Genomic DNA, 23,954 nt, shown 5'->3' with positions numbered 1-23,954 from the left:
TCCGTTTTAGAGTTGGCCGTTGACGGCTCTTATGAAAATGTCGTTCATCGAGGGGATGATCTCGCGGAACGAACGCAGTTCGACGGCTTCGTTGACGGCGGAGATCACCCCGCGCACCTCGGAGTCGTCGTTGACGTGGAGTTTGAGCATGCGGTAGACCGACTCCTCCTGCGTTCCGTCGAGAATCTCGCAGCGTCCGGCGACGGCCTGCCGCAGGACGGCTTCGTCGCCCCGGTAGGCCACCTCGAAGATGTTCGACCCGTGGCGGCGGCGGATGTCATCGACCTTGCCCGAGAGGATATTGCGCGATTTGTTGATGAGCGTGATGTGGTCGCAGATCTCCTCCACGGAGGACATGTTGTGTGTCGAGAAGATCACCGTGGCGCCCTTGTCGCGCAGCCCCAGAATCTCCTCTTTCAGCAGGTTGGCGTTGATGGGGTCGAAGCCCGAAAAGGGCTCGTCGAAGATCAGCAGCTTGGGTTCGTGGAGCACCGTGACGATGAACTGCACCTTCTGGGCCATGCCCTTCGAGAGCTCTTCGACCTTCTTGTCCCACCACTCCTGAATGCCGAATTTGACGAACCACTCCTTCAGCCGCACGACGGCTTCGCGGCGCGAAAGACCTTTGAGGCGTGCGAAGAAGACGGCCTGTTCGCCGACCTTCATTTTCTTGTAAAGCCCGCGCTCCTCGGGGAGATAGCCGATGCGGTAGACATCTTCCGGGGCGATCTCGCGGTCGCCGAACAGCACGCGGCCCGAATCGGGCGCCGTGATGCGGTTGATGATGCGGATCAGGGTCGTTTTGCCCGCTCCGTTGGGGCCCAGAAGCCCGTAGACCGAGCCTTGGGGGATGGCGAGCGATACGTCGTCGAGCGCCGTGTGCGAGGCATAGCGCTTGGTGACGTGTTCTGCTGTGAGTAAATCCATAGTCGCGGAATGTTTGTTTTTCGGATCGTTCCGGCGACAAATATAGAAACAAATTTTGAATATCAAAAAATATTTATCGTTTTTCGATAAATCGTCGTACCCGGGTGCCCTGCGCAATCCCCGGGATGCGGTTCGGTGAGGGTTGGGCGGGTTTGGCGTTGCGCGCTCCTTTCATTATCTTTGACGCTGTGAAGGAGTCGAAATTCGTCAAAACGAAGATGGTCGCGGGCTACGTCCTGCTGATCGCGGTCTGTGTGCTCGCGGTGGGCTATGTCTACCGGGTGGTGGTCCGTTTTTCGGCTCCCGACAGCAGCTACGTGCAGTTGCAGACCAAGCACAGCGCCGTCAGCCGGACCCTTTACCACCTCTATCAGGCCGAAAGTTACGGGCAGCTGATGATCGCTGGCTACCAGTCCTACGAGGCGCGTTACAAACGCGAACTGCGCACCGTGAGGGCCTGCATCGACTCGCTGCGTTCGCTGACGGGCGACCGGGATTCGTTGCAGACGATGCGTCTGGACAGCATCACGCGGCTGCTCGCCGACAAGGAGCGGCGCACGATGAGCCTGCGCCGCACGATTCGCGCCGGTTCCACGGCCAAACTGCTCGACAAGAACATCCGCGACCTGATCGGTCCCCAGCAGGGGATCGTGGCTGACACGACGCCGTTCCGCCGCATCGTGAGGCAGGACACGACGGCCGTGCCGCGCTCCCGGCGGCGTTTTCTGCAACGGCTGGGCGATCTGTTCAGTCCTCCGAAGGAGGATTCGAGCGTGGTGATCTCCCGCCGCGAACTGGTGGCCCCCGCGGTGCCCGCCGGGTCGGTGAAAGATACCATTACGCTGGTGCTGAGGGCCTTGCAGGATAGCGTCACGAGCAACCGCCTGGGCATCTACGACCGGGCGTGGCAGGAGGGACTGCGGCTGAGTTACAGCAACGAACTGGTCAACACGAAGATATACCGCCTGATCATGGACTTCGAGGCCGAGGATACGGAGTTCTTGATGCGGCGCATCGAGCGCACGGAGGCTTTCCGCCGCAGGTCGTCGCGCGTGCTGGGAGGCGTGACCGTCGGGGCCGTGGTGCTCGTGCTGTTGTTCGTCGGGATATTGTGGCGCGACATCAGCCGCAGCAACCGCTACCGCCGGGAACTGGAGCAGGCTAACCGCGACAAGGAAGCCCTGCTGGCCGCCCGCGAGAAGCTGATGCTGGCCATCACGCACGACATCAAGGCCCCGTTAGGGTCGGTGATGGGCTATATCGACCTGCTGTCGCGGCTGACCGACGACAGGCGGCAGGAACTTTACCTGCACAATATGAAGGACTCCTCCGAACACCTGCTGGCGTTGGTCAACAGCCTGCTGGATTTCTACCGGCTGGACATCAACAAGATCGAGGTGGCCCGGGTGGCTTTCAGCCCCGCGCAGCTGTTCGAAACGATCCGGGCGGGATTTGCCGCCGCGGCCGCGGCCAAAGGGCTGGAACTGCGTCTGGAAACCGGTCCGGACGCCGCGCGGACGGTGACGGGAGACGCTTTCCACATCCGGCAGATCGCCGATAATTTGGTTTCCAACGCCTTGAAATTCACCAATAAGGGCTCCGTGACGCTTCGCGCCGACGTTCGGCAGGGGCGGCTGGTCTTCTCGGTCCGCGATACGGGCCGCGGCATCGGCCGCGAGGAGAAGGAGCGGATTTTCGGGGAGTTCGTGCGCCTGAGTTCGGCGCAGGGCGTCGATGGGTTCGGACTGGGGCTGTCGATCGTCGATCGCCTCGTGAAGCTGCTCGAGGGGACCATTTCGCTCGAAAGCCGTCTCGGCGAGGGGAGCAAATTCATCGTGTCGGTGCCCGTCGGGGAGGCCGGGCCCGCGGCGGTGCAGGAGGTCCGGGAGCCGGAGCCTCCGCAGCCGGGACTGCGGGTGCTGCTGATCGACGACGATCCGTTGCAGCTGGAGATGACCGCCGCGATGTGCCGCCGGGCGGGGATCGCCGCCGAGTGCTGCCAGTATCCCGAATACGCCGCCAAACTGGTCGCCGACGGCCGCTTCGATCTGGTGCTGACCGACATACAGATGCCCTCGGCCGACGGATTCAGCGTGCTGAAAGCCGTGCACGGGGTCGATCCCGCGCTGCGCGTGGTCGCCGTGTCGGCCCGCGGGGAGCTGGACGCCGCGGATTTCACGGCCCGCGGATTCGCCGGATGTCTCCGCAAACCGTTCGCATACGGCGAACTGCTCGCCGTGGTCCGTGCTGCCTGCGGCGGGGCGGTTCCGGCGGCGGAAGAACCTGGGGTCCCGGCGGCGGAGGGGGTGGATTTCGGTCCCCTGACGGCCTATGCGGGCGACGATGCCGGTGCGGCGCGGAGTATTCTGGCCTCCTTCGCCGAACAGACCGCGGCCAATGCCCGGGAGCTCGAAAAGGCGGTCGAAAGAGGCGATGCGTCGGCGGCGGGAGCCTTGTCGCACAAGATGCTGCCGATCTTCACGATGCTCGGCGCGGCGGAGGTCGCCGACATCCTGCGCCGGGCCGAGAACCGCGAGGGGCCCCTGACCGACGCGCTGTGCGGCGAATTGCGCACGGCGATCGAAAAAATCCGCGCGATTGTCGCGGAAGCCGAAAAAACGGTAACTTTGTAGCGTTATGGAAGAGCGTATTCTGATCGTAGACGACGACATCACCTTTGCCCTGATGCTGCGCACATGGCTTTCGAAACGCGGTTTCGGAGTCGAGACCGCATCCTCCGCGGCGGCGGCCCGCACGGCCCTCGGCGCCGGCGGATTCTCGCTGGTGCTGAGCGACATGCGTCTGCCCGACGAGGACGGAATCGCCCTGCTGCAATGGATGGCCGGGGCGGGCGTGACGGTGCCGGTGATCGTGATGACGAGTTACGCCGAGATTCAAAACGCCGTGCGGTGCATGAAACTCGGCGCCCGCGACTACGTGGCCAAGCCGGTGAATCCCGACGAACTGCTGAAAAAGATACGCGAGGCGCTGGACGCTCCGGAGGCGCAGGCCCCGGCGGCCAAACCGGCTCCGCGTGCGGCGAAAGGGGTTTCGGCCGCGGCGCTCAACTACATCGAGGGGCGCAGCGACGCCGCGCGGCAGCTGTACGAACACATCCGGCTGGTGGCCCCGACCAATATGTCGGTGCTGGTGAACGGCGAGAGCGGCACGGGCAAGGAGCACGTGGCGCAGCTGATCCACCGGGAGAGCAAACGGGCCGGAAAACCCTTCGTGGCGGTCGATTGCGGGGCCGTTCCCCGCGAGCTGGCGGCATCGGAGTTCTTCGGGCACGTCAAGGGGTCGTTCACCGGAGCCCTCGCCGACAAGACCGGCGCTTTCGAGGCGGCCGACGGCGGCACGCTCTTTCTCGACGAGGTGGGCAACCTCACCTATGAAACGCAGGTGCAGCTGCTGCGCGCCTTGCAGGAGCGGCGCATCCGCCCCGTGGGCAGCAACCGGGAGATTCCCGTCGATATTCGTCTCGTGGCCGCGACCAACGAGGACCTCGAAGCGGCCATTGCGCGCGGGACGTTCCGCGCCGACCTCTACCACCGCATCAACTCCTTCACGCTGCGCATGCCCTGCCTGCGGCAGATGCGCGAGGACATACCGCTCTACGCCGATTTCTTCCTCGACCAGGCCAACCGCGAACTGGACAAACGGATCGTGGGATTCGACCCGGCGGCCGCGGCGGCCCTCGCTGCCTACGACTGGCCGGGCAATCTGCGCCAGCTGCGGAATACGGTGCTTTCGGCGACGCTGCTCGCCGCGGGCGAGTACATCACCTGCCGGGACCTTCCCGGCGAGATCACGGGCGTGTCGGCGGCGGAATCCGCGGCGGCGCCCCATCCCCTGCGCGACCGGGCCTCGGAGGAGGAGCAGATCCGCCGGGCGCTCGCGGCGGCGGGCGGCAACAAGTCGCAGGCGGCCAAACTGCTCGGCATCGACCGCAAGACGCTCTACAACAAACTGCATCTCTACGGCATCGAATAGCGCCGTTCCACACTCCGGATGTGGAATAATTCCACACTCCCGGCCCCGGCTCCACACTTTTTCCACATCCGCCGAATTTTCGGCGCGCCGCATCGTCCGTTGAAAGACAATGCGTTGCATCTCATCTGTCCGTATGGCATACGGCTTGAACTTCCGGAAAGCAGAAACGGTGAGGAAACGAACCGCAGAACTGAGAAAATGAAGTTTAACCACTAATTCTTAAAGCTATGAAAAAGACAGTTGTAATGATGGCCGCGATGATGCTGATGGCCGGCGGCATGGCGTTCGCCCAGCAGCCCGAACAGCCCGAAGCTCCGAAGCAGGAGAACCCCGCACCCGAGCAGAAGCCCGACGAGAAGTCGGAACCGACGGAAAAGAGCGAGCCCGAGAAAACGGAGAAGACCGAAGCTCCGACCTGCGGCGTGTTCGTTCGATAACCGTTCGTCCGGAATCATTTAGTTAAACGATTGTTTGCCTGGTACCCTGCCTTCGGGCGGGGTATTTTTATGGGCGGCGGGGTGCTTGTCGTGCTCCGTTCTGTTGTGCCGCACTCCATATCCGACGAACGGCGCCCTCCGACTGTCGGAAGGCGCCGTTCGTTCGTCCGCGACCGTGCGTCACGGCTGCATCCACTCCACGTTCGGGGCGTCGCTGAAGAGGAGGTTCAGCGGCCGGGGGAGGCTCGCGGCGTCGGCCGCGAAGAGGAATCCCACTTTGTCGAGCGGCACGGAGAGGAACGTCGTCGAGGGATAGCCGCCGATGAGGTTCACCTCGTCGAGCAGCGACCAGACGAAGATCTCGAACGGCATCTGTCCCGGCAGGAGCGTCAGCCCCGGGAACCGCTCTTCGTAGTCGGACGACGAACCGTTGGCCGGATGGGGTTTGAAGAATACGTCGTATTCGGCGCCGTACTGCTCCATGATGCGCTGTACGTAGGCGGCCTGCTGTCGGCGGCTCTCGTCGGTGGTGTGGCTCGTGCCGAGGATGATGAGGTTTCCTTTCGGCGAGGCGTCGAACAGGGCCTTGAACCGGTCGTAGTCGAAATTGGCCATGCGGTAGAACTCCTTCTTGGCCTCTTCCGGGAGGGCCGTCAGCAGTTCGTAGGGCTGGACGCTCTCCATCTTCATCTCGGCGAGTTTCTGCGTCATAAAGGGCCCCGACGACTCCATCAGGGAGGCGTTTTGGAGCATCAGCCGGTAATTGGGGCGCGTCGAGAGATAGGCGATCCATTCGTCGGAGACGAGGTCCTGCGGGGCGCGGGTTTCGGGATAACGGCCGCCGTGGTTCCAGTCGAGGGCCTCGACCCGGGCGGCGTAGTCGTTCCAGTTCTGCTCGGCCGTGGCCGGATCGCCGAAGAAGGTGTGGAAGTTGTTGTAGGTGCCCGTGCCGTCGGAGAGCATCGTCACCTTCACGCGCGCCGAGTCGATGCCCTGCCCGACGAACCAGTCGTAGCCCGCGCGGCAGGCCAGGTCGGTGACGTAGAGCCCGAATACGGCCGTGGGGCCCTCGGCGTTGATCTCCAGAATGCGGCGTTTCATCTGCTCGTTTATTGCGTAAATCTCCTCGGTGGTGGCTCCGGCATCGGGATTTGCGGCGGTGAAAACCGTGGCGTAGTCCGGGAACAGCTTCGGATCGTAGGTCTGGGGACGCTCGTAGAAGAAATAGCTCGGTTTGTCGTGCGAGAGCAGGTGCAGACCCGCATAGAGGGCCGGCATCGTGCCGTATGCGGCGTAGAAATAGTAGTCCGGGGCGTCGAATCCCGTGTCCCGGGCGCTCTGCGAGAGGGTGAAGGAGGTGATTTCCCCGTTGCAGACGAAGAGCAGGAAGGCGCGGCGCGCGGCGCCGGGGTTGGCCTCGAAACTCACGTCGATCTCCGAATAACCTTCCGGTCCCTCTTCCGCCGAGAGGGTCACCCAGTCGGGCTGCTCGTCCCCGCCGTAGCTCCCTGCCGAGAGGATGACGGTCCACGGGGCCGGGGCGTTTACGGTGATTTTTCCGCTGCGGGCCAGGTAGTCGAGCGAAAGGAATTCGGCGCCGTCGTTGATGCGGACCTCCGAAGTCTGGTCGTCGGAACAGGCCCACGCTCCCGTCAGGAGGGCGAACGCCGCGAAAAGGCGAAATAGTCGTTTCATACCAAGAGATGTTTTTGGGTTTTCAGTGTTTTCCGCTAAATGTGTCCATCCGGCGATTATTGCATTGCGGGTGCAAAATTCGGGCCGATCGGACCATTTTTGTGGAAGAAATGACTATCAGGAGAGCCTGTGCCGAAAAAAAGCGGAGCGCTTAGGCGTTCCGCTTTTTCTTCATCCGTTCGAGGTGTTCGCGCAGGTGTTCGCTGAACTCCTCGCGGCGGTGTTTGAGGTTGGCCCTCCACCCCAGCCAGCGGGTGTAGCGCAGGCGTTTTTCGGGATAGATGTCCCGGATCGTGACCAGGATGCCCGTCTCCTCCACATCGCCGAAATCGGGGTTCGACACCGTGTCGAAGACCCGCATCGTGGGCGAGAGATTCATGTAGGCGTTGATCAGCGGCGGGATATTCTCGTTGAATTCGCGGATCTTCTGGATCAGGATGCGGTAGTTCTCCATGTAGGTCGCGCCGCAGAACAGCTCCTCGTAGTAGGGGTCGTCGAGGTCGAGCTCGATCGGGCGGATGCCCTCCACCAGTTTGTCGCGGTCGGGGAAATAGCGGCGCAGGAACCAGATCAGCGCGTTGCGCGCCACCGACTTGTAGTTGGTGTACATCGTGACCTTCCCGAAGAGGTATTTGGCTTTGGGGTTCAGCACGATCAGTGCCCCGAGCCCGTCCCAGAGGTTGTCCAGCGCGTAGATGCTCTTGGCATTGCCGCGGGCCTGGTAGGCGGGCTGCACGAACGAACGCCCCAGTTCGATGGTCCGGGGGAGGAATTTGCGGCGGAAGCGCTCGCTGAAACGGAAATAGTGCTCGGTCGAGAGATGGCGGGGATTGGGCGTGGTGCAGACGATGAAGCGGTAGCCGCCGACGATCTCCTGCGCCGCGGGGTCCCAGACGATCAGCTGGTAGTAGCCGTCGCGGGCGAGGTCCTCCGCGTCGATGTCCACCTCCTGACCCGTGCCGCCGCCTGCGCCGCGGAAGGCGATTTCGCGCAGACGCCCCACCTCGCGCATCAGCGCGGGACATTCGGCGGCCGAGAAGATGTAGATCTCGTTCCCGGCCTTGTTCGTGTCGCGCATTTTGCGGGCGGGTGTCAGCTCCGCGAGCAGCGACTCCCGGTCGAGGGGTTCTATAATGGGTGCCATCTCTTTCTGTTCCATAGACGGGGCAAAAATATCAATTTTACCGCTACTTTGCCGGGGGATCGAGTCTGTTTTTCAAAAAATACGCTTTTTTGCGTACTTCTTCCGTCTGTTCGTGCAACGATCCGTAGCGTTGCAGGTCGGCCACGGGGATCGGGTCGCCGACGACGATGCGGAAGTGCTTGCCCTTCTGCGAGAACATCTCGTCGGGAAGCCACAGCATCTCGATGTTGAATTTGATTCCCAGCGCCTTGCGTATCCGGTAGACGCGGTAGAAGAATTTCGACAGCTCGCCTTCGACGAAGACCGGGACGATCTGCCGCTGCGAGGCGTAGGCTTTTTTCAGGAAGCTGATCTTCCACACGGGGTCGGTCACCTCGCCGTCGATGCAGCGCGAGCAGAGGCCCGCGGGGAAGGTCAGGATCGGCCGCTCGCCGAAGAACTCCTCGTCGAACTTGCGAGCGTAGGCCGTGCTCTGCGAACCGTGTTTGTTCACCGGAATCCACAGCGGCCGCAGCGGTTCGAGGTGCATCAGCAGGTCGTTGACCACCACCCTCGCGTCGCCGAAGCGGTCGATCAGCTTGTCGGCCAGCATCATGCCGTCCATGCCTCCGAACGGGTGGTTCGAGGCGAATATGTAGCGTCCTCTGGGATCGAGTTTTTCGAGCCCCTCGATCGAATAGGTGACCTGCCATTCGCGGAAACAGGCGCGGATGAACTCCTGCGGCGGCAGGTTCCAGTAGTGTTCGAGGATGTGGTTTATCTCCTTTTCGTGAATGGTGCGGCGCAGCCAGCTTATGGCCGGGCGCGGAATCCAGCGGGCCAGTCGTGGAGCCTTCTTCCTGAGTATGGCGCCGATGTCGATTTTTGGCATGGAGTGTTCACAAAATTATATCCACAAATATAGGTATTCTTTTTTGAAAAATCCCTAACTTTACACCCAAATAGACCTTTGCAAACAACCGTTATGTCGCAATATCATACTCCCGTGCTGCTGGAAGAGTCTGTGGCTCTGCTCGGTATTGATCCCGCGGGCACCTACGCCGACCTCACTTTCGGCGGAGGCGGCCATTCGCGCCGCATCCTCGCCGGACTGGGTCCCGAAGGGCGTCTTTACGGCTTCGATCAGGACCGCGATACGCTGGCCAACTGCCCCGACGACGCGCGGTTCCACTATGTGGAGAGCAATTTCCGCTTCCTGCGGGGCGCGTTGAGGCTGCGCGGCGTCATGGAGGTGGACGGCATTCTGGCCGACCTGGGGGTCTCGTCGCACCATTTCGACGCCCTCGAACGGGGCTTTTCGTTCCGTGGCGAGGCGCCGCTCGACATGCGCATGAACCAGCGGGGACGACTGACGGCGGCGGATGTCGTGAACAACTATACCGCGGAGGAGCTGACCCGCATTCTGGGCGACTGGGGCGAGATCGAAACCCCGTGGAAGGTCGCCAACTGTCTGGCGAAGGCCCGGGCCGCGGAGCCCGTGACCACCACGGCGCAGCTGGTCGCGGCGGTGAAGCCCTGCACCCCCCGGAAGGACGAATCCAAATTCCTGACCAAGCTCTTTCAGGCGCTCCGCATCGAGGTCAACGGCGAGATGGAGGCGCTGAAAATGGCGCTGGAGCAGAGCCTCAAGGTGCTGAAACCCGGCGGGCGGCTGGTGGTGATCTCCTACCATTCGCTCGAAGACCGGCTGGTGAAGAATTTCATGCGCAGCGGCAACTTCTCGGGCACGGTCGAAAAGGATTTTTTCGGCCGTCCGCAGGTGCCGTTCGAGCCGGTCACGCGCAAGGCCGTGACCCCTTCGGCCGAGGAGCTCGGCCGCAACCCTCGTTCCCGCTCGGCGAAACTCCGGGCGGCCGTAAAACGCTGATACGATGTACCGCGACCACGAATTCGATCCCGTGACCCCCGAGGAGCAGGCCCGCCGCGAGCAGGACGAGGAGTTCGCGCGCCGCGTGCGCCGCGAGGTGTTGCGCATGGAGCGCGGCGAGGCGGAGGAGGACATCCGTGCCGACGAGGAGCGCGAGGCCGAAGAGCGTGCCGAAGCCGAGGAGCGCGAGCGGCGGGAGAGCCGCCGCAGGGCGAGCACTTTCTGGCAGTTGTTTTCGGGTTCGATCCTCGTGCGCGAGGGCGTTTCGAAATACTATCCCTACATGCTGACCATCGCGGGGATGTTCTTCCTGAGCATCGTGGTGATGTTCTGGTCGCTGCACCTCGACATGCGCTACACGCGCCTCGAACGCGACGTGCAGAAGCTCCGCGAACGCTCGATCCGCATGCAGGAGCAGCGTTACCAGCGCACGACCCATTCGGCCATCGTGCGCCAGCTGGAGGCGCGGGGCATCGAACTTTACGACCCGCTTGTTCCGGGCGAGATCATTGACGACTGAGCGGCTATGAAACAGGAACGGTCGAAGGTCAAAAGCGATATTCTGCTGCGGGTGAGGCTTCTCTACGTGCTGTTCATCCTCGCCGGGGGCATTGTGCTCGCGCGGCTCGTCTGGGTGCAGCTGTTCAGCGCGGAGGTGGCCTACAACGCCGACCGTCTCGCCGGCCGCATCTTCACCGAGGAGGTGATTCCGGCCCAGCGGGGCAGTATCCTTTCGCGCGACGGCGAACCGCTGGCCACGTCGATCTTCCGCTATCAGGTCGCGTTCGACTTCGCCTCGCCGGGGCTCGATTCGCTCAAGACATTCCGGGAGCAGGCCGACTCGCTGGCCAAGCTGCTGGCCGCCTTTTTCCGGGACAAACCCGCCTCGGCCTACTCGAAGAGGTTCCGCGACGAACACGCCCGCCGCTACCGGCTGGTGAATCCCCGCGACACCTCCTACCTGCGCTCCGAGGGGTGGTTTTCGCGGATGATGGACCGCATGCGGGGCGAGGAGTATGTCACGCGACGCATCTACGACACGATCCGCGACCATACGCCCGTGATGATCTTCCCCCGCGAGGTGGATTACGCCGAGTGGGAAACCCTCCGGCGCTATCCGCTGTTGAACTGGAATATGGGCATGGTCTACCGGCTCATCGAGCGCGACGAACGCATCTACCCGCAGGGCGAACTGGCCCGCCGCACCATCGGACTGACGGGCGACAAGGGCAATTACGGCATCGAGGAGGCTTACCGCGAGGAGCTGGCCGGGCGCGACGGCAAAGCCGTGCGGCAGCGCATCGCGCGCGGCTTTTACGGCCGGGTGGCGGGCGGCGACCATGTGGACCCGGTGGACGGCTTCGACGTGGTGACGACGCTCGACCTCGATTTGCAGGATGTGGCCGACAAGGCCCTGCGGCGGCAGCTGGAGCAGCAGAACGCCCTGTGGGGCACGACGATCGTGATGGAGGTCCGCACGGGCGAGATTCTGGCGATGGTGAACCTCGGCCGCAATGCCGACGGGACCTTCGCCGAACGCGAGAATTACGCCCTGGGGCGCAGTATGGAACCGGGTTCGACCTTCAAGCTGGCGACGATGCTCACGCTGCTGGACGACGCCGAAATGCCGCCCTCGACGGTCTACGACACTCATAACGGCGACCCGGTGACGGTGGGCCCGGCCAAGAACATCCGCGATTCGCACCGCGGCGACCGCGAGATCGACTTCCGGCGCGCCGTGGCTTCGTCGTCGAACGTCTATTTCGCCAAGGCGATCTGGGACCGTTACGGGATCACGGGCAAGAAGCAGGAGTACAGCGATTTTCTCCATAAGGAACTGCATCTGGGCGAAACCGTCGGGCTGGAACGCCTCGGCGAACGGAAACCCTCGATCACGACCGACTGGAAGGTCCCCGACCCGGGGGTGATGCTGGTCAAGATGGCCTACGGCTACCGCGTGCGGATGGCTCCGATTCAGGTCATCACGTTCTACAACGCCATCGCCAACGACGGAAAGATGATCTCCCCGGTGCTGGTGCGCGAACTGCGCCGCGGCGAACGGGTCGAGGAGGAGTTCGAGAGCCGGACCATCGCTTCGTCCATCGCCTCGCGGTCGGCTCTGCGCGAGGTGCGCGCCTGCTTGCAGGCGGTCTGCACGGAGGGCACGGCCAGCGCGTTTTTCCGCGATACCGCCCGTGTCCGCGTGGCGGCCAAGACCGGCACGGCGCAGATCACGGCGCCCTCGGAGGGAGGACGGCCCTATCTGGGTTCGATGGTGGCCTATTTCCCGGCCGACGAACCCCGCTATACGGTGCTCACGACCATCGAGACCCGTGCGCAGCCCGGAAAAGCCTACTACGGAGGTCCGCTGGCGGGTCCCGTCGTGAAGCGCATGGTCGATTACATTTACAACCGGGGCCGCGACTGGTATGCCCGGATCGACGACGACGGGCCGCGCCGCTATCCCGAGCGGATGAAGGGCGGCGACATCGCCCAGATCCGCCGCGTGGCCGACAAACTCTCGCGCCGCACCTCGTTCGACAGCCGCACGGGGTGGGGACGCGCCACGGTGGACAGCCTTGCGAACGTTTCGATCTCCAGTCTGCCCGAAGACCGGAGCGTGATGCCCGACGTGCGCGGGATGGGGCTCAAGGACGCCCTCTTCATCCTCGAAAGCCGCGGCCTGAAGGTCCGCTTCACGGGGCAGGGGGCCGTGACACAGCAAAGCATCTCCGCCGGAACCCGCATCGTGCCGGGGACGGCGGTGAGTATAACATTGAAATGAAATGAAGAAACTTTCTGAACTGCTGGAAAATACGACGGTCGGGACGCTGTACGGCGACGGCTCGGCGGCGATCGCCGGACTGACCTACGATTCGCGGGCGGTGAAGCCGGGCGACTGCTTCTTCGCCGTGCCGGGGACGCAGAGCGACGGCCACGACTACATTCCGTCGGCTGTTGCGAGGGGCGCCGCGGCGGTGGTCTGCGAGCGGATGCCCGAGACGGCGGCCGAAGGCGTCGCGTATGTCGTGGTCGAAGACTCGGCGGGGGCGATGGCCGACATGGCGGCGGCGTTTTACGGCTATCCGAGCCGCGAACTGAAACTGGTGGGCATCACCGGGACCAACGGCAAGACCACGACCGTGACGCTGCTGTACGACCTCGTGCGGGCCCTGGGCTATAAGGCCGGGCTGGTCTCGACGGTGGTCTACAAGATCGACGGCCGCGAGATCGAGGCGACCCACACGACCCCCGACCCGATCCGTCTGAACGCCATGATGCGCGAGATGGCCGACGCCGGGTGCGAATTCTGCTTCATGGAGTGTTCGTCGCACGCCATCGTGCAGGAGCGCACGCGGGGGCTCGACTTCGCCGGCGGCATCTTCTCCAACATCACCCACGACCACCTCGACTATCACAAGACCTTCGCCGAATACATCCGGGCCAAGAAACTCTTCTTCGACGGACTGCCCAAAGGGGCTTTCGCGCTGACGAATGCCGACGACCGCAACGGCCGCGTGATGGTGCAGAACACGGCGGCCGCGGTGAGCACCTACTCGCTGCGTGCGATGGCCGATTTCCGCTGCAAGATCGTCGAGATGCACCTCGACGGCATGCTGCTGCGCATCGACGGGCAGGAGCTGTGGGTGGGGCTGCTGGGGCGGTTCAACGCCTACAACCTGCTGGCGGTCTACGGCGCGGCGGTCCTGCTGGGGCTCGACCGGAGCGAGGTGCTGCGCGTCCTGAGCGTGCTGCACGCCGTGAGCGGCCGCTTCGAGAAGGTCCGTGCGGCGAACGGCACGACGGCCATCGTGGACTACGCCCACACGCCCGATGCGCTGGAGAACGTGATCCAGACCATCGGGGAGATCCGCACGCCCGGCCAGCAGCTGATCGTGGTGTGCGGCTGCGGCGGCGACCGCGACCGGACCAAGCGGCCCGAGATGGCGCAGATCGCCGTGAAATACGCCTCGACGGCGATCTTCACGTCGGACAATCCGCGCCACGAGTCGCCCGAGGCGATTCTCGACGACATGGTTGCGGGGCTCGATCCCGGGGTGCGCTACCTGCGCATCGCCGACCGGGCCGAGGCGATCCGCACGGCCGTGATGCTCTCGCGTCCGGGCGACATCCTCCTCATAGCGGGCAAGGGGCACGAGACCTATCAGATCGTCGGCGACGTGAAACACCATTTCGACGACCGCGAAGAAGTTCGAAAATCGTTCGAACTTCTCAATTAAAAATTAGAAATGAAGAATGAAAAATTTTTTCAATTTGGATTTTCAACGTAACCCCCCCCCTCCCGCTGTCGTAATTTTTTTAATTTTTAATTCTTAATTTTTAATTGAGATAATGCTTTATCACCTTTTCAAGTATCTGGACGAAGCCTATAACCTGCCCGGTTCGGGCATGTTCCAGTACCTCTCATTCCGCGCCGCGGCGGCCGTCATCCTGTCGCTGCTGATCGTCATCATCTTCGGACGCCGGATCATCGACTTCCTGCGCCGCAAGCAGATCGGCGAGGAGATCCGCGACCTCGGGTTGCAGGGCCAGCTGCAAAAGAAGGGCACCCCCACGATGGGCGGCGTCATCATCCTCATTGCCATCCTGGTCCCGATGCTGCTCGTCGGCAACCTGGGCAACGTCTACGTCCGGCTGATGCTGGTCTCGACCGTCTGGCTGGGGCTGATCGGCGGTCTTGACGACTACATCAAGGTCTTCCGCCACCGGAAAGAGGGGCTGAAGGGCCGCTTCAAGATCGTGGGGCAGGTGGGCCTCGGCATCATCGTCGGCACGACGATGTGCCTGTCGCCCGACATCGTCGTCCGCGAGAAGGTCACCCAGCCCGAGCAGACGGTCTACACGGATGCCGACGGCACGGTGGTCGGGAGCGTCCAGCGCAACGTGGTGCTCAGTTCCGAGAGCCTCAAGACCACGCAGACGACCATTCCCTTCGTCAAGAACAACGAGTTCGACTACGGCTGGCTGACGGGAGGAAATTCCACGGCGACGTGGCTGCTCTACGTGCTGGTGGCGATCTTCGTGGTGACGGCCGTGTCGAACGGCGCCAACCTCACCGACGGACTCGACGGACTGGCGACGGGCGTTTCGGTCCCGATCGTCGCGGTGCTGGGCGTGCTGGCCTACCTTTCGGGACACATCGTCTACGCCGACTACCTCAACATCATGTACATCCCCGACAGCGGCGAGCTGGTGGTCTTCGCTGCGGCGCTGGTGGGTGCGCTGGTGGGATTCCTGTGGTACAACTCCTTCCCGGCGCAGATATTCATGGGCGACACCGGGTCGCTGGCCATCGGCGGCGTCATCGCCGTCTTCGCCCTCTGCATCCGCAAGGAACTGTTGCTGCCGCTGCTGTGCGGGGTCTTCCTCGTCGAGAGCTTCTCGGTGATGATGCAGGTCGGCTACTTTAAGTACACCAAACGCCGCTACGGCGAGGGGCGGCGCATCCTGCTGATGTCGCCGATCCACCACCACTATCAGAAGAAGGGTATCTTCGAAACCAAGATCGTCCTCCGCTTCTGGATCATTTCGCTGCTGCTGGCGGCCATTACGTTGGTAACGTTGAAGATAAGGTAATATGAAACAGATCGTCGTTCTGGGCGGAGGGATCAGCGGCTACGGTTCCGCGATCCTCGCCAAAAAGAAGGGGTTCGGGGTCTTCCTCTCCGATGCGGGGCGCATCGCCGACCGCTACAAGGCCAAGTTGGACGAATGGGGCGTCCCCTACGAGGAGGGCGGCCACACCGAGGAGCGCATCCTCGCGGCCTCGGAGGTCGTGAAGTCCCCCGGGATTCCCGACACGGCGCCCATCGTGTGCAAAATCCGCGCGGCGGGCATCCCGGTGATCTCCGAGATGGAGTTCGCGGGCCGCTACACGGGCAAGGCCCGGTGCATCTGCATCACGGGTTCGAACGGCAAGACCACCACCACGTCGCTCATCTACAAGATCATGCGCGACGCCGGGATGAACGTCGCCCTCGGCGGCAACATCGGCGAGAGCTTCGCCTATTCGGTCGCCACGGGCGATTACGACTGGTATGTGCTGGAGCTGAGTTCGTTCCAGCTGGACGGCATGTATAAGTTCCGGGCGCATATCGGCGTGCTGATGAACATCACGCCCGACCATCTGGACCGCTACGACCATTGTTTTCAGAACTATGCCGACTCGAAGATGCGCATCACGCAGAACATGACCTCGCGCGACTGGTTCGTCTACTCGGGCGACGACGCGGTGATCCGCGATCAGCTGCCGAAATACGACCTCCGGATGCGCCAGCTGCCGTTCATGGCCCATGCGGCCGTGGCGAGCGGCGCGGGCGACGCCTTCCTGTGCGACGGGAAGTTCACGGCGACGGCCGGCAAGGCGTCGGTGGAGATCGACACCGCGAAGCTGCGGATCAAGGGGCTGCACAACGCCTACAACGCTATGGCGGCGGCTTTGGCGACCCTCGCGGCGGGCGTCGCCCCGGCGAAGATCCGCAGGTCGCTCTACGATTTCGCGCCCGTCGAGCACCGGTTGGAACCCGTGGCCGAGAAGGGCGGCGTGCTGTGGATCAACGACTCGAAGGCCACCAACGTCGATTCGGTCTACTATGCGCTGGAGAGCATGACGCGCCCCGTGGTGTGGATCGCCGGCGGCACGGACAAGGGCAACGACTACGAACCCCTGAAAGCCTTCGCCCGGGCCAAGGTCCGCACGCTGGTCTGCATGGGGCTGGACAACGCCAAGCTGGTGAAGGAGTTCACCGGGGTGGTTCCCGAGGTGGTTTCGACCGATTCGCTCGAAGCCGCCATGACGGCTGCGAAGGCCGCGGTGCGCCCCGGCGACGCGGTGCTGCTGTCGCCCGCCTGCGCGAGCTTCGACCTGTTCAAAAACTACGAGAACCGCGGCGAGCTGTTCAAAAACTGGGTGACGGAAAAGGCTTAGGACGATGTACCGGGACGAGATGAACGACGAACGTGCGGCGGCCGAACTGGCCCGCGACGCCGCGCCCCGGCGCCTCCGCCGGAGTGCGCTCGCGGACGAGGCGTGTGCCGCGGAGGGAACGGCCGGTGCCCGGGAGGGGGACGAAGGGCCCCGGTTCCGCTTCTTCACGGGCGACCGGGTGCTGTGGATCATCCTCGCCGCGCTGGCGGTGATCTCGGTGCTGGTGGTCTACTCCTCGACGGCCAAAATGGCCTACGACGCCCATACGGCCCGCACGACGGCGCATTTCCTGCGCCAGCAGCTGATTCTGCTGGTCGTCAGCGTCCTCGTCATGCTCGTCGTGCAGCGGATCGACTGCCGCATCTATAACTACCTCGCCCGACCCGCCTATTTCCTCTCGGTGGCGCTCACCGTCGCCGTCTACTTCATCGGCGCCACGACCAACGGCGCGGCCCGCTGGATTCCGCTGGGACCCTTCCAGTTCCAGCCCTCCGAGGCGCTGAAGGTCGCCACGGTGCTGTTCCTGGCCCAGCAGCTGGCCGGGCGGCAGTCGAAGATCGACAAGATACGCATCGTCCCGACGTGGAGGTTCTGGACCTGGCGTTCGTCGCCCGAGCAGCGGAAAATCTGGCGTGAGGGCACGTGGCCGATCCTGATGCCGGTGGCCGTTTCGGCGCTGGTGATCTTCCCGGCGCACACTTCGTCGGCGGTGCTGGTGTGCCTGGCGTCGTGGGTGATGATGCTGATCGGCCGCGTGCGCTTCGGCGAGCTGATGAAACTCGTGGGATGGGGCGCCGCCGCCATCGTCGTCGTCATGACGCTCAACCTCGGGCGCAGCGAGACCGCCGAAGGGCGCGTTTCGACATGGATTCACCTCTGGACCGAATCGCAGACCGAGAAGCCCATCGAACACCTCTCCGACACCGAACGCTCGATGATCGCCATCTACAACGGCGGCATTCTGGGCGAGGGTGCCGGACAGAGCGCCATGCGCGTGGAGATGATCCACCCCGAGAGCGACTACGTCTATGCCTTCTTCGTCGAGGAGTACGGCATCATTCTGGCTGTCGTGCTGCTGATGCTCTACCTGTGGGTCTTCTTCCGGGGGATCGAGATCTTCCGCCGCTGCGGAACGGCTTTCCCGGGGCTGCTGGTGCTGGGGCTGGCGTTGCTGATAACGTGTCAGGCGTTGCTGCACATCATGGTCACGGTGAACCTGATTCCCGAGACGGGGCAGACCCTGCCGCTGATCTCGCGCGGCGGATCGTCGATGCTCTTCACGATGATCGCCTTCGGGATGATTCTGAGCGTCAGCCGTCAGAACGACGAGCAGTCGCACGACCGGCCGAAAAACGAGACATTGTACGAAAAGTAGCTATGGAAGAGATTCGATTGGACAAATACCTTTGGGCGGTGCGGATTTTCAAGACCCGCAGCGATGCCGCCGACGCCGTCCGCACGAACAAGGTGACGGTCAACGGCTCCTATGCCAAGCCCTCGCGCGAGGTGAAGATCGGCGACGTGATCGCCGTGCGCAAGCAGGCCGTGACCTACTCCTACAAGGTGCTCGAACGGGTGTCGAGCCGCCAGCCGGCCAAGAACGTGCCGGAATACTGCCTCAACATCACGCCGCAGGAGGAGCTGGACAAACTCAACGTGCCCCGCGAAACGATCTTCGTTTTCCGCGACCGCGGCACGGGACGCCCGACCAAGAAGGAGCGCCGCGAGCTGGACGGGCTGATGGAGGAGATTTACTACGACGACGAGGAGTAATTGCCTGAGCCGGGGACGCAGGACTGGTTTCGAAGCTCTGGCAGCTTGCATCGCCCATAGAACCCGGCTCTTAGCCGGGAAAAGAGAGACCCGGCAGGAGCGCAACCCCTCTCTTTTTTCCTGAAGAATTCAAAAAAAGGAAAAAAGGAGGCAACCTGCCGGGCTCTTTTTTTCAGCGGAATCCGGCAGGTCCGCGCAAAACGAAAGGGCGGCGCCGAATCCTGGAATCTGAGGCTTTTGGCGGGCCCTGAACAAACAGAAAACAGCACACACCCTTCCGGGGGTGCTGTATCATTTGTCCATAAAATTCGCCAAAATTTCAGATTCCGATACAACGTGGTATGTTAAGAACACAATAAAGTCGGGGAGGCTTTACGCAGTAAAGATAACGAAAAAGTCGGGCAATGCAAAAAAATATTTGATTGCGTAGTTTCCGCGGCAGGACTGAACCGGGGAAAATAGAAAAAGGACGGCGCTGAATCCTTAAATCTGAGGCTTTTGGCGGGCCCTGCAATCACCAGAAAACAGCACCGCCCGAGGGGCGTTATATGGCAAAAAAGCGGCCCGAAAGCCGCTTTTTCTATTTCTTGTTGAAATAGTTCATCGTCAGCTGCGTCCCGACGGTTGCGAACGACCGGATGGCATCGACGAAGACTTTGAGCCGCTCGGGCAGGGCCGTCCGCTCCTCGTCGGACCACTCCCCCAGCACGTATTCGACCTGATGGCCCCGGGGGAAATCGCCGCCCACGCCGAAGCGCATCCGGGCGTACTCCTCCGTGCCGAGCAGTTCGGTGATGTTCTTCAGTCCGTTGTGGCCGCCGGCGCTTCCCTTCGGACGCAGGCGCAGCGTGCCGAACGGCAGCGCGATGTCGTCCGAGATGATCAGCAGGTTTTCCAACGGAATCTTCTCGGCCTCCATCCAGTAGCGGACGGCCTTGCCCGAAAGATTCATGTAGGTCGAGGGTTTCAGCAACACCAGTGTCCGGCCCTTGTGCCGGACTTCGGCGATGTCGCCGTAGCGGGCCGTCGTAAAAACAGCGTTGGACGCCTCTGCGAGGGCGTCCAACACTTTGAAACCGATGTTGTGGCGGGTTCCGGCGTACTCGGCGCCGATGTTCCCGAGCCCAACAATGAGGTATTTCATGCTCCGGATTATTTCTCGGCGGCAGCGGCGCCACGCGATGCGCGGGTCACGCGGACGGCGCACACGGCGGTCGATGCCGGAGTCACGAATTTCAGGTTCTCGATGGAGAGGTCGCCGACGAAGATGGTCTTGCCGACACCCAGCGTGGTCACGTCTACGACGATCTCGTCGGGCAGGTTCTCGACCAGGGCGCTGACGACCAGCTTGCGGGCCGACAGGGTCAGTTTACCGCCGACCTTCACACCCTCGGCGTTGCCCGTCAGGCGCACCGGAATGGCGATCGACACGGGTTTGCCGTCGGCGATGCGGAAGAAATCCAGGTGGAGAATCTCCTCACGGACGGGGTGGAACTGGGCCTCGCGCAGTACGGCCAGCTCTTTCTTGCCCTCGATGTCGAACTCCACGATATAGGAGTTGGGGGTGTAGATCAGGGGTTTGATCTCGCGGGGATCGACCGAGAAGGTCTCCGTCTCGCCATTGCCGCACAGTACGCAGGGCACCATGCCTTCGCGGCGTACAGCCTTGGCTGCTTTCTTGCCGAAATCGCTGCGTTTCACAGCCTTTACCGAAATAGTTTTCATGGTAATCGTTTGTTTTTTAATGTGTTTCCTTCAGCGGTTCTCAATGCGGCCTCTGCGGACCGCATCCCATTTCCGCCTGCTTTCGGAGCGCAAAGATAGTGTAAATAATCAGGAATTAAAAATGAAAAATGAAAAATTAAGAATTGCCGATTCGGTTTACGGGCCGATCGAGAGACCGCAAAACTCAATTTTTAATTCTTAATTCTGCATCCCTCTCACGTGTTTCTCCCAGGCCCAGGCGGCGCGGAGCGTCTCATCGAGCGTCCGGCCGGCCTTCCAACCCAACTCGGTGTTCGCAAGCGTGGGGTCGGCCCAGATGGCGACGATGTCGCCCGCACGCCGCGGAGCGATCTTGTGGGGAACCTTCACGCCGTTGACCTCCTCGAATTTGTGCACCAGCTCCAGTACCGAAACGCCGTTGCCGGTGCCGATGTTGAAGATCTCGTAGGGCTGTTTCTCCTTGCCGTCGATCATGCGGCCGATGGCTGCCACGTGGGCTTTGGCCAAGTCCACGACGTCGATGTAGTCGCGGATGCACGAACCGTCGGGCGTCGGATAGTCGTCGCCGAAGACCGAGAGGCATTCGCGCAGTCCGGCGGCGGTCTGCGTGATGAACGGCACGAGGTTCTGCGGCACGCCGCGCGGCAGTTCGCCGATCAGTGCCGAGGGGTGAGCCCCGATGGGGTTGAAATAGCGCAGGGCGATGCCCTTCATCCCGGGATAGGCGGCGATCGAGTCGCGCAGGATGTCTTCGCACATCTGCTTGGTGTTGCCGTAGGGCGAGGTGGCCGGCTTGCGGGGCGTCTGTTCGGTCACGGGCTGCTTCTCGGGCTCGCCGTAGACGGTGCACGACGACGAGAAGACGATGTTCCGGCGTCCGAATTCCCGCATCAGGCCGATGACGTTCATGAACGACGTGAGGTTGTTGCCGTAGTATTCGAGCGGCTTGGCGACCGATTCGCCCACGGCTTTCGACGCCGCGAAGTGGATCACCGAATCGAATTCGTACTGCTCGAAGACCTTGCGGAAAGCCGCGCGGTCGCAGCAGTCCACCTCGACGAAGGGGATGTCGGCGCCCGTGATCTTGCGCACGCCCTCGACGGCGTTCATGTCGCTGTTCGAGAGGTTATCGACGATCACGACATCATAGCCGGCATTGATGAGTTCCACGGTGGTGTGCGAGCCGATGTACCCCGCGCCGCCGCTGACCAATACACACGATTTTTTCATAGGTTGCTGGTTGTTATTTGAGTCACAAAGACAGTGCAAGCCGAGTGCAGAGCCGGGTTTACCCGGACTATGCCGAGGCGCCGCCTGTCTAAGCTGAAATTTATTTCAGCAAAGATATGATTTTTTCCGGCGGCGGCAAAAAAAACGGGCCCGGAAATCGGGCCCGGAGGCTTTCGGGACGCTTCGGCTAACAATTCGTAACCCGGTGTGCGAAAAAAGCGCCGGGAAAGTGTCGGTTTCTGAAATTTTTATCTATATTTGTAACAATTCGACACTCCAACGCGCGTAATTTTATCAAAACATAACGGAATATGTACGGAAAAATCAAAGAGCACCTGCAACGTGAGCTCGCCGAAATCGAGGCCGCAGGGCTTTACAAACGGGAACGGATCATCTGCTCGCCCCAGCGGGCCGAGATCGAGGTTGCAGGTCGGAAGGTGCTGAACTTTTGCGCCAACAACTACCTCGGCCTGTCGGACAACCGGCGGCTGATCGACGCTGCCAAACGCGCTATGGACGACCGTGGCTTCGGCATGTCGTCCGTGCGCTTCATCTGCGGCTGCCAGGACATCCACAAGGAGCTCGAAAAGGCCATCGCCGACTATTTCGGCACCGAGGATACGATCCTCTACGCCGCTTGTTTCGACGCCAACGGCGGTGTCTTCGAACCGCTCCTGACGGAGCAGGACGCTATCATCTCCGATGCGCTCAACCACGCCTCGATCATCGACGGCGTGCGTCTGTGCAAGGCCGTGCGCTACCGCTACGCCAACGCTGACATGGCCGAACTGGAGGAGTGTCTCCAGAAGGCGCAGGCCCAGCGTTTCCGCATCATCTGCACCGACGGGGTATTCTCGATGGACGGCAATGCCGCGCCGCTGGACAAGATCTGTGCGCTGGCCGAGAAATACGACGCGCTGGTGATGGTCGATGAGTGCCACTCGGCGGGCGTTCTGGGAAAGACGGGCCGCGGCATCACCGAACTCTACGACCTGCGCGGGCAGGTGGACATCCTGACCGGTACGCTGGGCAAGGCATTCGGCGGCGCCGTGGGAGGCTTCACGACCGGCCGCAAGGAGATCATCGACCTGCTCCGCCAGCGTTCGCGCCCCTATCTCTTCTCCAACTCGCTGCCTCCCGCTGTGGTCGGAGCCGGGATCGAGCTGTTCAAAATGCTCGGCGAGAGCGACGAACTGCACGACCGGCTGGTCGCCAATGTCGAACATTTCCGCAAGGGCATGATGGCCGCGGGCTTCGACATCAAACCCACCCAGTCGGCCATCTGCGCCGTGATGCTCTACGACGCCAAACTGTCGCAGGAGTTCGCCGCGAAGTTGCAGGACGAAGGGGTCTTCGTCACGGGTTTCTACTATCCCGTGGTGCCGAAGGGGCAGGCCCGCATCCGCGTGCAGGTCTCCGCAGGCCACACCACCGAGCAGCTGGACCGTTGCATCGCCGCCTTCGTCAAGGTGGGCAAAGCGTTGAACGTCATTAAATAAGCACGACTATGAAAACCTCATTGGACGCGATAGACCGCAAGATCCTCAAATACCTCATCAAGAACGCCCGCATGCCTTTCCTGGAGATCGCCCGCGAATGCGGCATTTCGGGTGCGGCCATCCACCAGCGCATCCGCAAGCTGGACGAGGCCGGCGTGATTCTCGGCAGCCGCCTGATCGTCGATCCCAAGATGATGGGCTTCGATGTCTGCGCCCACATCAGCATCACGCTCAAAGACCCGCAGCTGCTGAAGAAGACCGTCGAGGAGCTGCGCAAGGTCCCCGAGATCGTGGAGTGCCATTTCATCACGGGCAACGGCAATATTCTGGTGAAACTCTACTGCGTGGACAACGAACACCTCATGCGCACGATCTTCGACGGCATCCTGCGCATTCAGGGCATCGCCACCACCGAAACGAACATCTCGTTGCAGGAGGTTTTCCAGCGCGAGGTGAACATCGACTTTATCGAGGAGTAGATTTCCGCTTCTCCCCGGATACAGCAGCGGCCGACAGAGATGTCGGCCGCTTGCTGTTTTTACCGGACCGGCGTGATCCGGAAGAGGAATTCGTAATTTCCGTAGGGTATGCGGTATTCCCGGAGCGGGAGCTGTCCCCACGAGTCGATGCACCCCAATCCGTACTGCGCCTTGTCGATGCAGAGCCATACGGCGTCGTCGGGTTCGATCTCCTGCGAATGTCCCTGCTGCTTGGT

21 protein-coding genes are annotated in these 23,954 nt (G+C 62.3%); 13 read left to right on the top strand and 8 right to left on the bottom strand.

Annotated elements, in window-relative coordinates; all coding sequences use genetic code 11:
- Positions 1 to 6: 6 nt before the first annotated feature.
- The gene (locus WMO46_RS10495; protein WP_288661645.1) at positions 7 to 927 is read right to left on the bottom strand and encodes an ABC transporter ATP-binding protein; all 921 of its coding nucleotides are present in this window, start codon (positions 925 to 927) and stop codon (positions 7 to 9) included.
- A gap of 188 nt (positions 928 to 1,115) precedes the next feature.
- Here WMO46_RS10495 and WMO46_RS10490 point away from each other — a divergent pair, with 188 nt between their 5' ends.
- The 3 genes from WMO46_RS10490 (at position 1,116) to WMO46_RS10480 (ending at position 5,357) form a co-directional block, all read left to right on the top strand.
- Complete coding sequence (locus WMO46_RS10490) at positions 1,116 to 3,560, top strand: hybrid sensor histidine kinase/response regulator (protein WP_349094310.1); 2,445 nt, start codon at positions 1,116 to 1,118, stop codon at positions 3,558 to 3,560.
- A gap of 4 nt (positions 3,561 to 3,564) precedes the next feature.
- On the top strand, positions 3,565 to 4,920 hold the full coding sequence (locus WMO46_RS10485) for a sigma-54-dependent transcriptional regulator (RefSeq protein ID WP_129651112.1): 1,356 nt from the start codon (positions 3,565 to 3,567) through the stop codon (positions 4,918 to 4,920).
- Between the two features lie 227 nt (positions 4,921 to 5,147).
- Positions 5,148 to 5,357, top strand: coding sequence for a hypothetical protein (locus WMO46_RS10480; RefSeq protein WP_227900989.1), 210 nt, complete (start codon positions 5,148 to 5,150; stop codon positions 5,355 to 5,357).
- A gap of 180 nt (positions 5,358 to 5,537) precedes the next feature.
- Here WMO46_RS10480 and WMO46_RS10475 read toward each other — a convergent pair whose 3' ends face one another.
- The 3 genes from WMO46_RS10475 to WMO46_RS10465 form a co-directional block, all read right to left on the bottom strand.
- Positions 5,538 to 7,052 (bottom strand): BACON domain-containing protein, encoded by a 1,515-nt coding sequence (locus WMO46_RS10475; RefSeq protein ID WP_349094309.1) that lies wholly within the window; start codon positions 7,050 to 7,052, stop codon positions 5,538 to 5,540.
- Positions 7,053 to 7,203: 151 nt separating this feature from the next.
- Complete coding sequence (locus WMO46_RS10470) at positions 7,204 to 8,211, bottom strand: GNAT family N-acetyltransferase (RefSeq protein ID WP_019151870.1); 1,008 nt, start codon at positions 8,209 to 8,211, stop codon at positions 7,204 to 7,206.
- A 28-nt stretch (positions 8,212 to 8,239) separates the two neighbouring features.
- Entirely contained in the window at positions 8,240 to 9,067 is an 828-nt protein-coding gene (locus WMO46_RS10465; RefSeq protein WP_019151869.1) for an acyltransferase, read from the bottom strand.
- A gap of 93 nt (positions 9,068 to 9,160) precedes the next feature.
- Here WMO46_RS10465 and rsmH point away from each other — a divergent pair, with 93 nt between their 5' ends.
- The 8 genes from rsmH (at position 9,161) to WMO46_RS10425 (ending at position 18,785) form a co-directional block, all read left to right on the top strand.
- On the top strand, positions 9,161 to 10,063 hold the full coding sequence (gene rsmH / locus WMO46_RS10460) for a 16S rRNA (cytosine(1402)-N(4))-methyltransferase RsmH (RefSeq protein WP_278819294.1): 903 nt from the start codon (positions 9,161 to 9,163) through the stop codon (positions 10,061 to 10,063).
- Between the two features lie 4 nt (positions 10,064 to 10,067).
- Entirely contained in the window at positions 10,068 to 10,583 is a 516-nt protein-coding gene (locus tag WMO46_RS10455; RefSeq protein WP_026076753.1) for an FtsL-like putative cell division protein, read from the top strand.
- A 6-nt stretch (positions 10,584 to 10,589) separates the two neighbouring features.
- Positions 10,590 to 12,848, top strand: coding sequence for a penicillin-binding protein (locus tag WMO46_RS10450; protein WP_349094308.1), 2,259 nt, complete (start codon positions 10,590 to 10,592; stop codon positions 12,846 to 12,848).
- A gap of 1 nt (position 12,849) precedes the next feature.
- Positions 12,850 to 14,304: a UDP-N-acetylmuramoyl-L-alanyl-D-glutamate--2,6-diaminopimelate ligase gene (locus tag WMO46_RS10445; RefSeq protein WP_349094307.1), complete on the top strand. Its 1,455-nt coding sequence runs from the start codon at positions 12,850 to 12,852 to the stop codon at positions 14,302 to 14,304.
- A 112-nt stretch (positions 14,305 to 14,416) separates the two neighbouring features.
- Positions 14,417 to 15,661, top strand: a complete 1,245-nt coding sequence (gene mraY, locus WMO46_RS10440) for a phospho-N-acetylmuramoyl-pentapeptide-transferase (protein ID WP_019151865.1) — start codon at positions 14,417 to 14,419, stop codon at positions 15,659 to 15,661.
- A 1-nt stretch (position 15,662) separates the two neighbouring features.
- Positions 15,663 to 17,012 (top strand): UDP-N-acetylmuramoyl-L-alanine--D-glutamate ligase, encoded by a 1,350-nt coding sequence (gene murD / locus WMO46_RS10435; RefSeq protein WP_349094306.1) that lies wholly within the window; start codon positions 15,663 to 15,665, stop codon positions 17,010 to 17,012.
- 4 nt (positions 17,013 to 17,016) lie between these two features.
- Positions 17,017 to 18,387: an FtsW/RodA/SpoVE family cell cycle protein gene (locus WMO46_RS10430; RefSeq protein WP_349094305.1), complete on the top strand. Its 1,371-nt coding sequence runs from the start codon at positions 17,017 to 17,019 to the stop codon at positions 18,385 to 18,387.
- A gap of 2 nt (positions 18,388 to 18,389) precedes the next feature.
- Positions 18,390 to 18,785 (top strand): RNA-binding S4 domain-containing protein, encoded by a 396-nt coding sequence (locus WMO46_RS10425; protein WP_349094304.1) that lies wholly within the window; start codon positions 18,390 to 18,392, stop codon positions 18,783 to 18,785.
- A gap of 580 nt (positions 18,786 to 19,365) precedes the next feature.
- Here the strand turns inward: WMO46_RS10425 and pth are convergent.
- The 3 genes from pth to galE form a co-directional block, all read right to left on the bottom strand.
- The gene (gene pth, locus WMO46_RS10420; RefSeq protein WP_278819280.1) at positions 19,366 to 19,929 is read right to left on the bottom strand and encodes an aminoacyl-tRNA hydrolase; all 564 of its coding nucleotides are present in this window, start codon (positions 19,927 to 19,929) and stop codon (positions 19,366 to 19,368) included.
- Between the two features lie 8 nt (positions 19,930 to 19,937).
- The gene (locus WMO46_RS10415; RefSeq protein ID WP_276762296.1) at positions 19,938 to 20,510 is read right to left on the bottom strand and encodes a 50S ribosomal protein L25/general stress protein Ctc; all 573 of its coding nucleotides are present in this window, start codon (positions 20,508 to 20,510) and stop codon (positions 19,938 to 19,940) included.
- Positions 20,511 to 20,708: 198 nt separating this feature from the next.
- Positions 20,709 to 21,740 carry a UDP-glucose 4-epimerase GalE gene (gene galE, locus WMO46_RS10410; RefSeq protein WP_349094303.1) on the bottom strand — a complete coding sequence of 344 codons (1,032 nt, stop codon included), beginning with the start codon at positions 21,738 to 21,740 and terminating at the stop codon, positions 20,709 to 20,711.
- 311 nt (positions 21,741 to 22,051) lie between these two features.
- Between galE and kbl the strand changes: the two genes are divergently transcribed.
- Positions 22,052 to 23,239 (top strand): glycine C-acetyltransferase, encoded by a 1,188-nt coding sequence (gene kbl / locus WMO46_RS10405; protein ID WP_019151842.1) that lies wholly within the window; start codon positions 22,052 to 22,054, stop codon positions 23,237 to 23,239.
- Positions 23,240 to 23,247: 8 nt separating this feature from the next.
- Entirely contained in the window at positions 23,248 to 23,718 is a 471-nt protein-coding gene (locus WMO46_RS10400; RefSeq protein ID WP_044118783.1) for an Lrp/AsnC family transcriptional regulator, read from the top strand.
- Positions 23,719 to 23,777: 59 nt separating this feature from the next.
- Here the strand turns inward: WMO46_RS10400 and WMO46_RS10395 are convergent.
- A partial coding sequence (locus WMO46_RS10395) for a beta-galactosidase small subunit-related protein (RefSeq protein WP_349094351.1) occupies positions 23,778 to 23,954 on the bottom strand: 177 nt, incomplete at its 5' end.

This window comes from Alistipes intestinihominis (assembly GCF_040095975.1).
Taxonomy (GTDB): domain Bacteria; phylum Bacteroidota; class Bacteroidia; order Bacteroidales; family Rikenellaceae; genus Alistipes; species Alistipes senegalensis.
Note: the sequence above shows the minus strand (reverse complement) of the source record. Positions and strands in the feature narration are given on the sequence as shown.

What these genes read in the sequence shown, in the direction of transcription:
- WMO46_RS10470 (WP_019151870.1), bottom strand. Translation starts at nt 8,211, where the DNA reads ATGGAACAGAAAGAGATGGCACCCATTATAGAACCCCTCGACCGGGAG.
- WMO46_RS10445 (WP_349094307.1), top strand. Translation starts at nt 12,850, where the DNA reads ATGAAGAAACTTTCTGAACTGCTGGAAAATACGACGGTCGGGACGCTG.
- kbl (WP_019151842.1), top strand. Translation starts at nt 22,052, where the DNA reads ATGTACGGAAAAATCAAAGAGCACCTGCAACGTGAGCTCGCCGAAATC.
- galE (WP_349094303.1), bottom strand. Translation starts at nt 21,740, where the DNA reads ATGAAAAAATCGTGTGTATTGGTCAGCGGCGGCGCGGGGTACATCGGC.
- WMO46_RS10400 (WP_044118783.1), top strand. Translation starts at nt 23,248, where the DNA reads ATGAAAACCTCATTGGACGCGATAGACCGCAAGATCCTCAAATACCTC.
- WMO46_RS10425 (WP_349094304.1), top strand. Translation starts at nt 18,390, where the DNA reads ATGGAAGAGATTCGATTGGACAAATACCTTTGGGCGGTGCGGATTTTC.
- mraY (WP_019151865.1), top strand. Translation starts at nt 14,417, where the DNA reads ATGCTTTATCACCTTTTCAAGTATCTGGACGAAGCCTATAACCTGCCC.
- WMO46_RS10450 (WP_349094308.1), top strand. Translation starts at nt 10,590, where the DNA reads ATGAAACAGGAACGGTCGAAGGTCAAAAGCGATATTCTGCTGCGGGTG.
- WMO46_RS10475 (WP_349094309.1), bottom strand. Translation starts at nt 7,052, where the DNA reads ATGAAACGACTATTTCGCCTTTTCGCGGCGTTCGCCCTCCTGACGGGA.
- WMO46_RS10430 (WP_349094305.1), top strand. Translation starts at nt 17,017, where the DNA reads ATGTACCGGGACGAGATGAACGACGAACGTGCGGCGGCCGAACTGGCC.
- WMO46_RS10465 (WP_019151869.1), bottom strand. Translation starts at nt 9,067, where the DNA reads ATGCCAAAAATCGACATCGGCGCCATACTCAGGAAGAAGGCTCCACGA.
- WMO46_RS10455 (WP_026076753.1), top strand. Translation starts at nt 10,068, where the DNA reads ATGTACCGCGACCACGAATTCGATCCCGTGACCCCCGAGGAGCAGGCC.
- WMO46_RS10480 (WP_227900989.1), top strand. Translation starts at nt 5,148, where the DNA reads ATGAAAAAGACAGTTGTAATGATGGCCGCGATGATGCTGATGGCCGGC.
- murD (WP_349094306.1), top strand. Translation starts at nt 15,663, where the DNA reads ATGAAACAGATCGTCGTTCTGGGCGGAGGGATCAGCGGCTACGGTTCC.
- rsmH (WP_278819294.1), top strand. Translation starts at nt 9,161, where the DNA reads ATGTCGCAATATCATACTCCCGTGCTGCTGGAAGAGTCTGTGGCTCTG.
- WMO46_RS10495 (WP_288661645.1), bottom strand. Translation starts at nt 927, where the DNA reads ATGGATTTACTCACAGCAGAACACGTCACCAAGCGCTATGCCTCGCAC.
- WMO46_RS10415 (WP_276762296.1), bottom strand. Translation starts at nt 20,510, where the DNA reads ATGAAAACTATTTCGGTAAAGGCTGTGAAACGCAGCGATTTCGGCAAG.
- pth (WP_278819280.1), bottom strand. Translation starts at nt 19,929, where the DNA reads ATGAAATACCTCATTGTTGGGCTCGGGAACATCGGCGCCGAGTACGCC.
- WMO46_RS10485 (WP_129651112.1), top strand. Translation starts at nt 3,565, where the DNA reads ATGGAAGAGCGTATTCTGATCGTAGACGACGACATCACCTTTGCCCTG.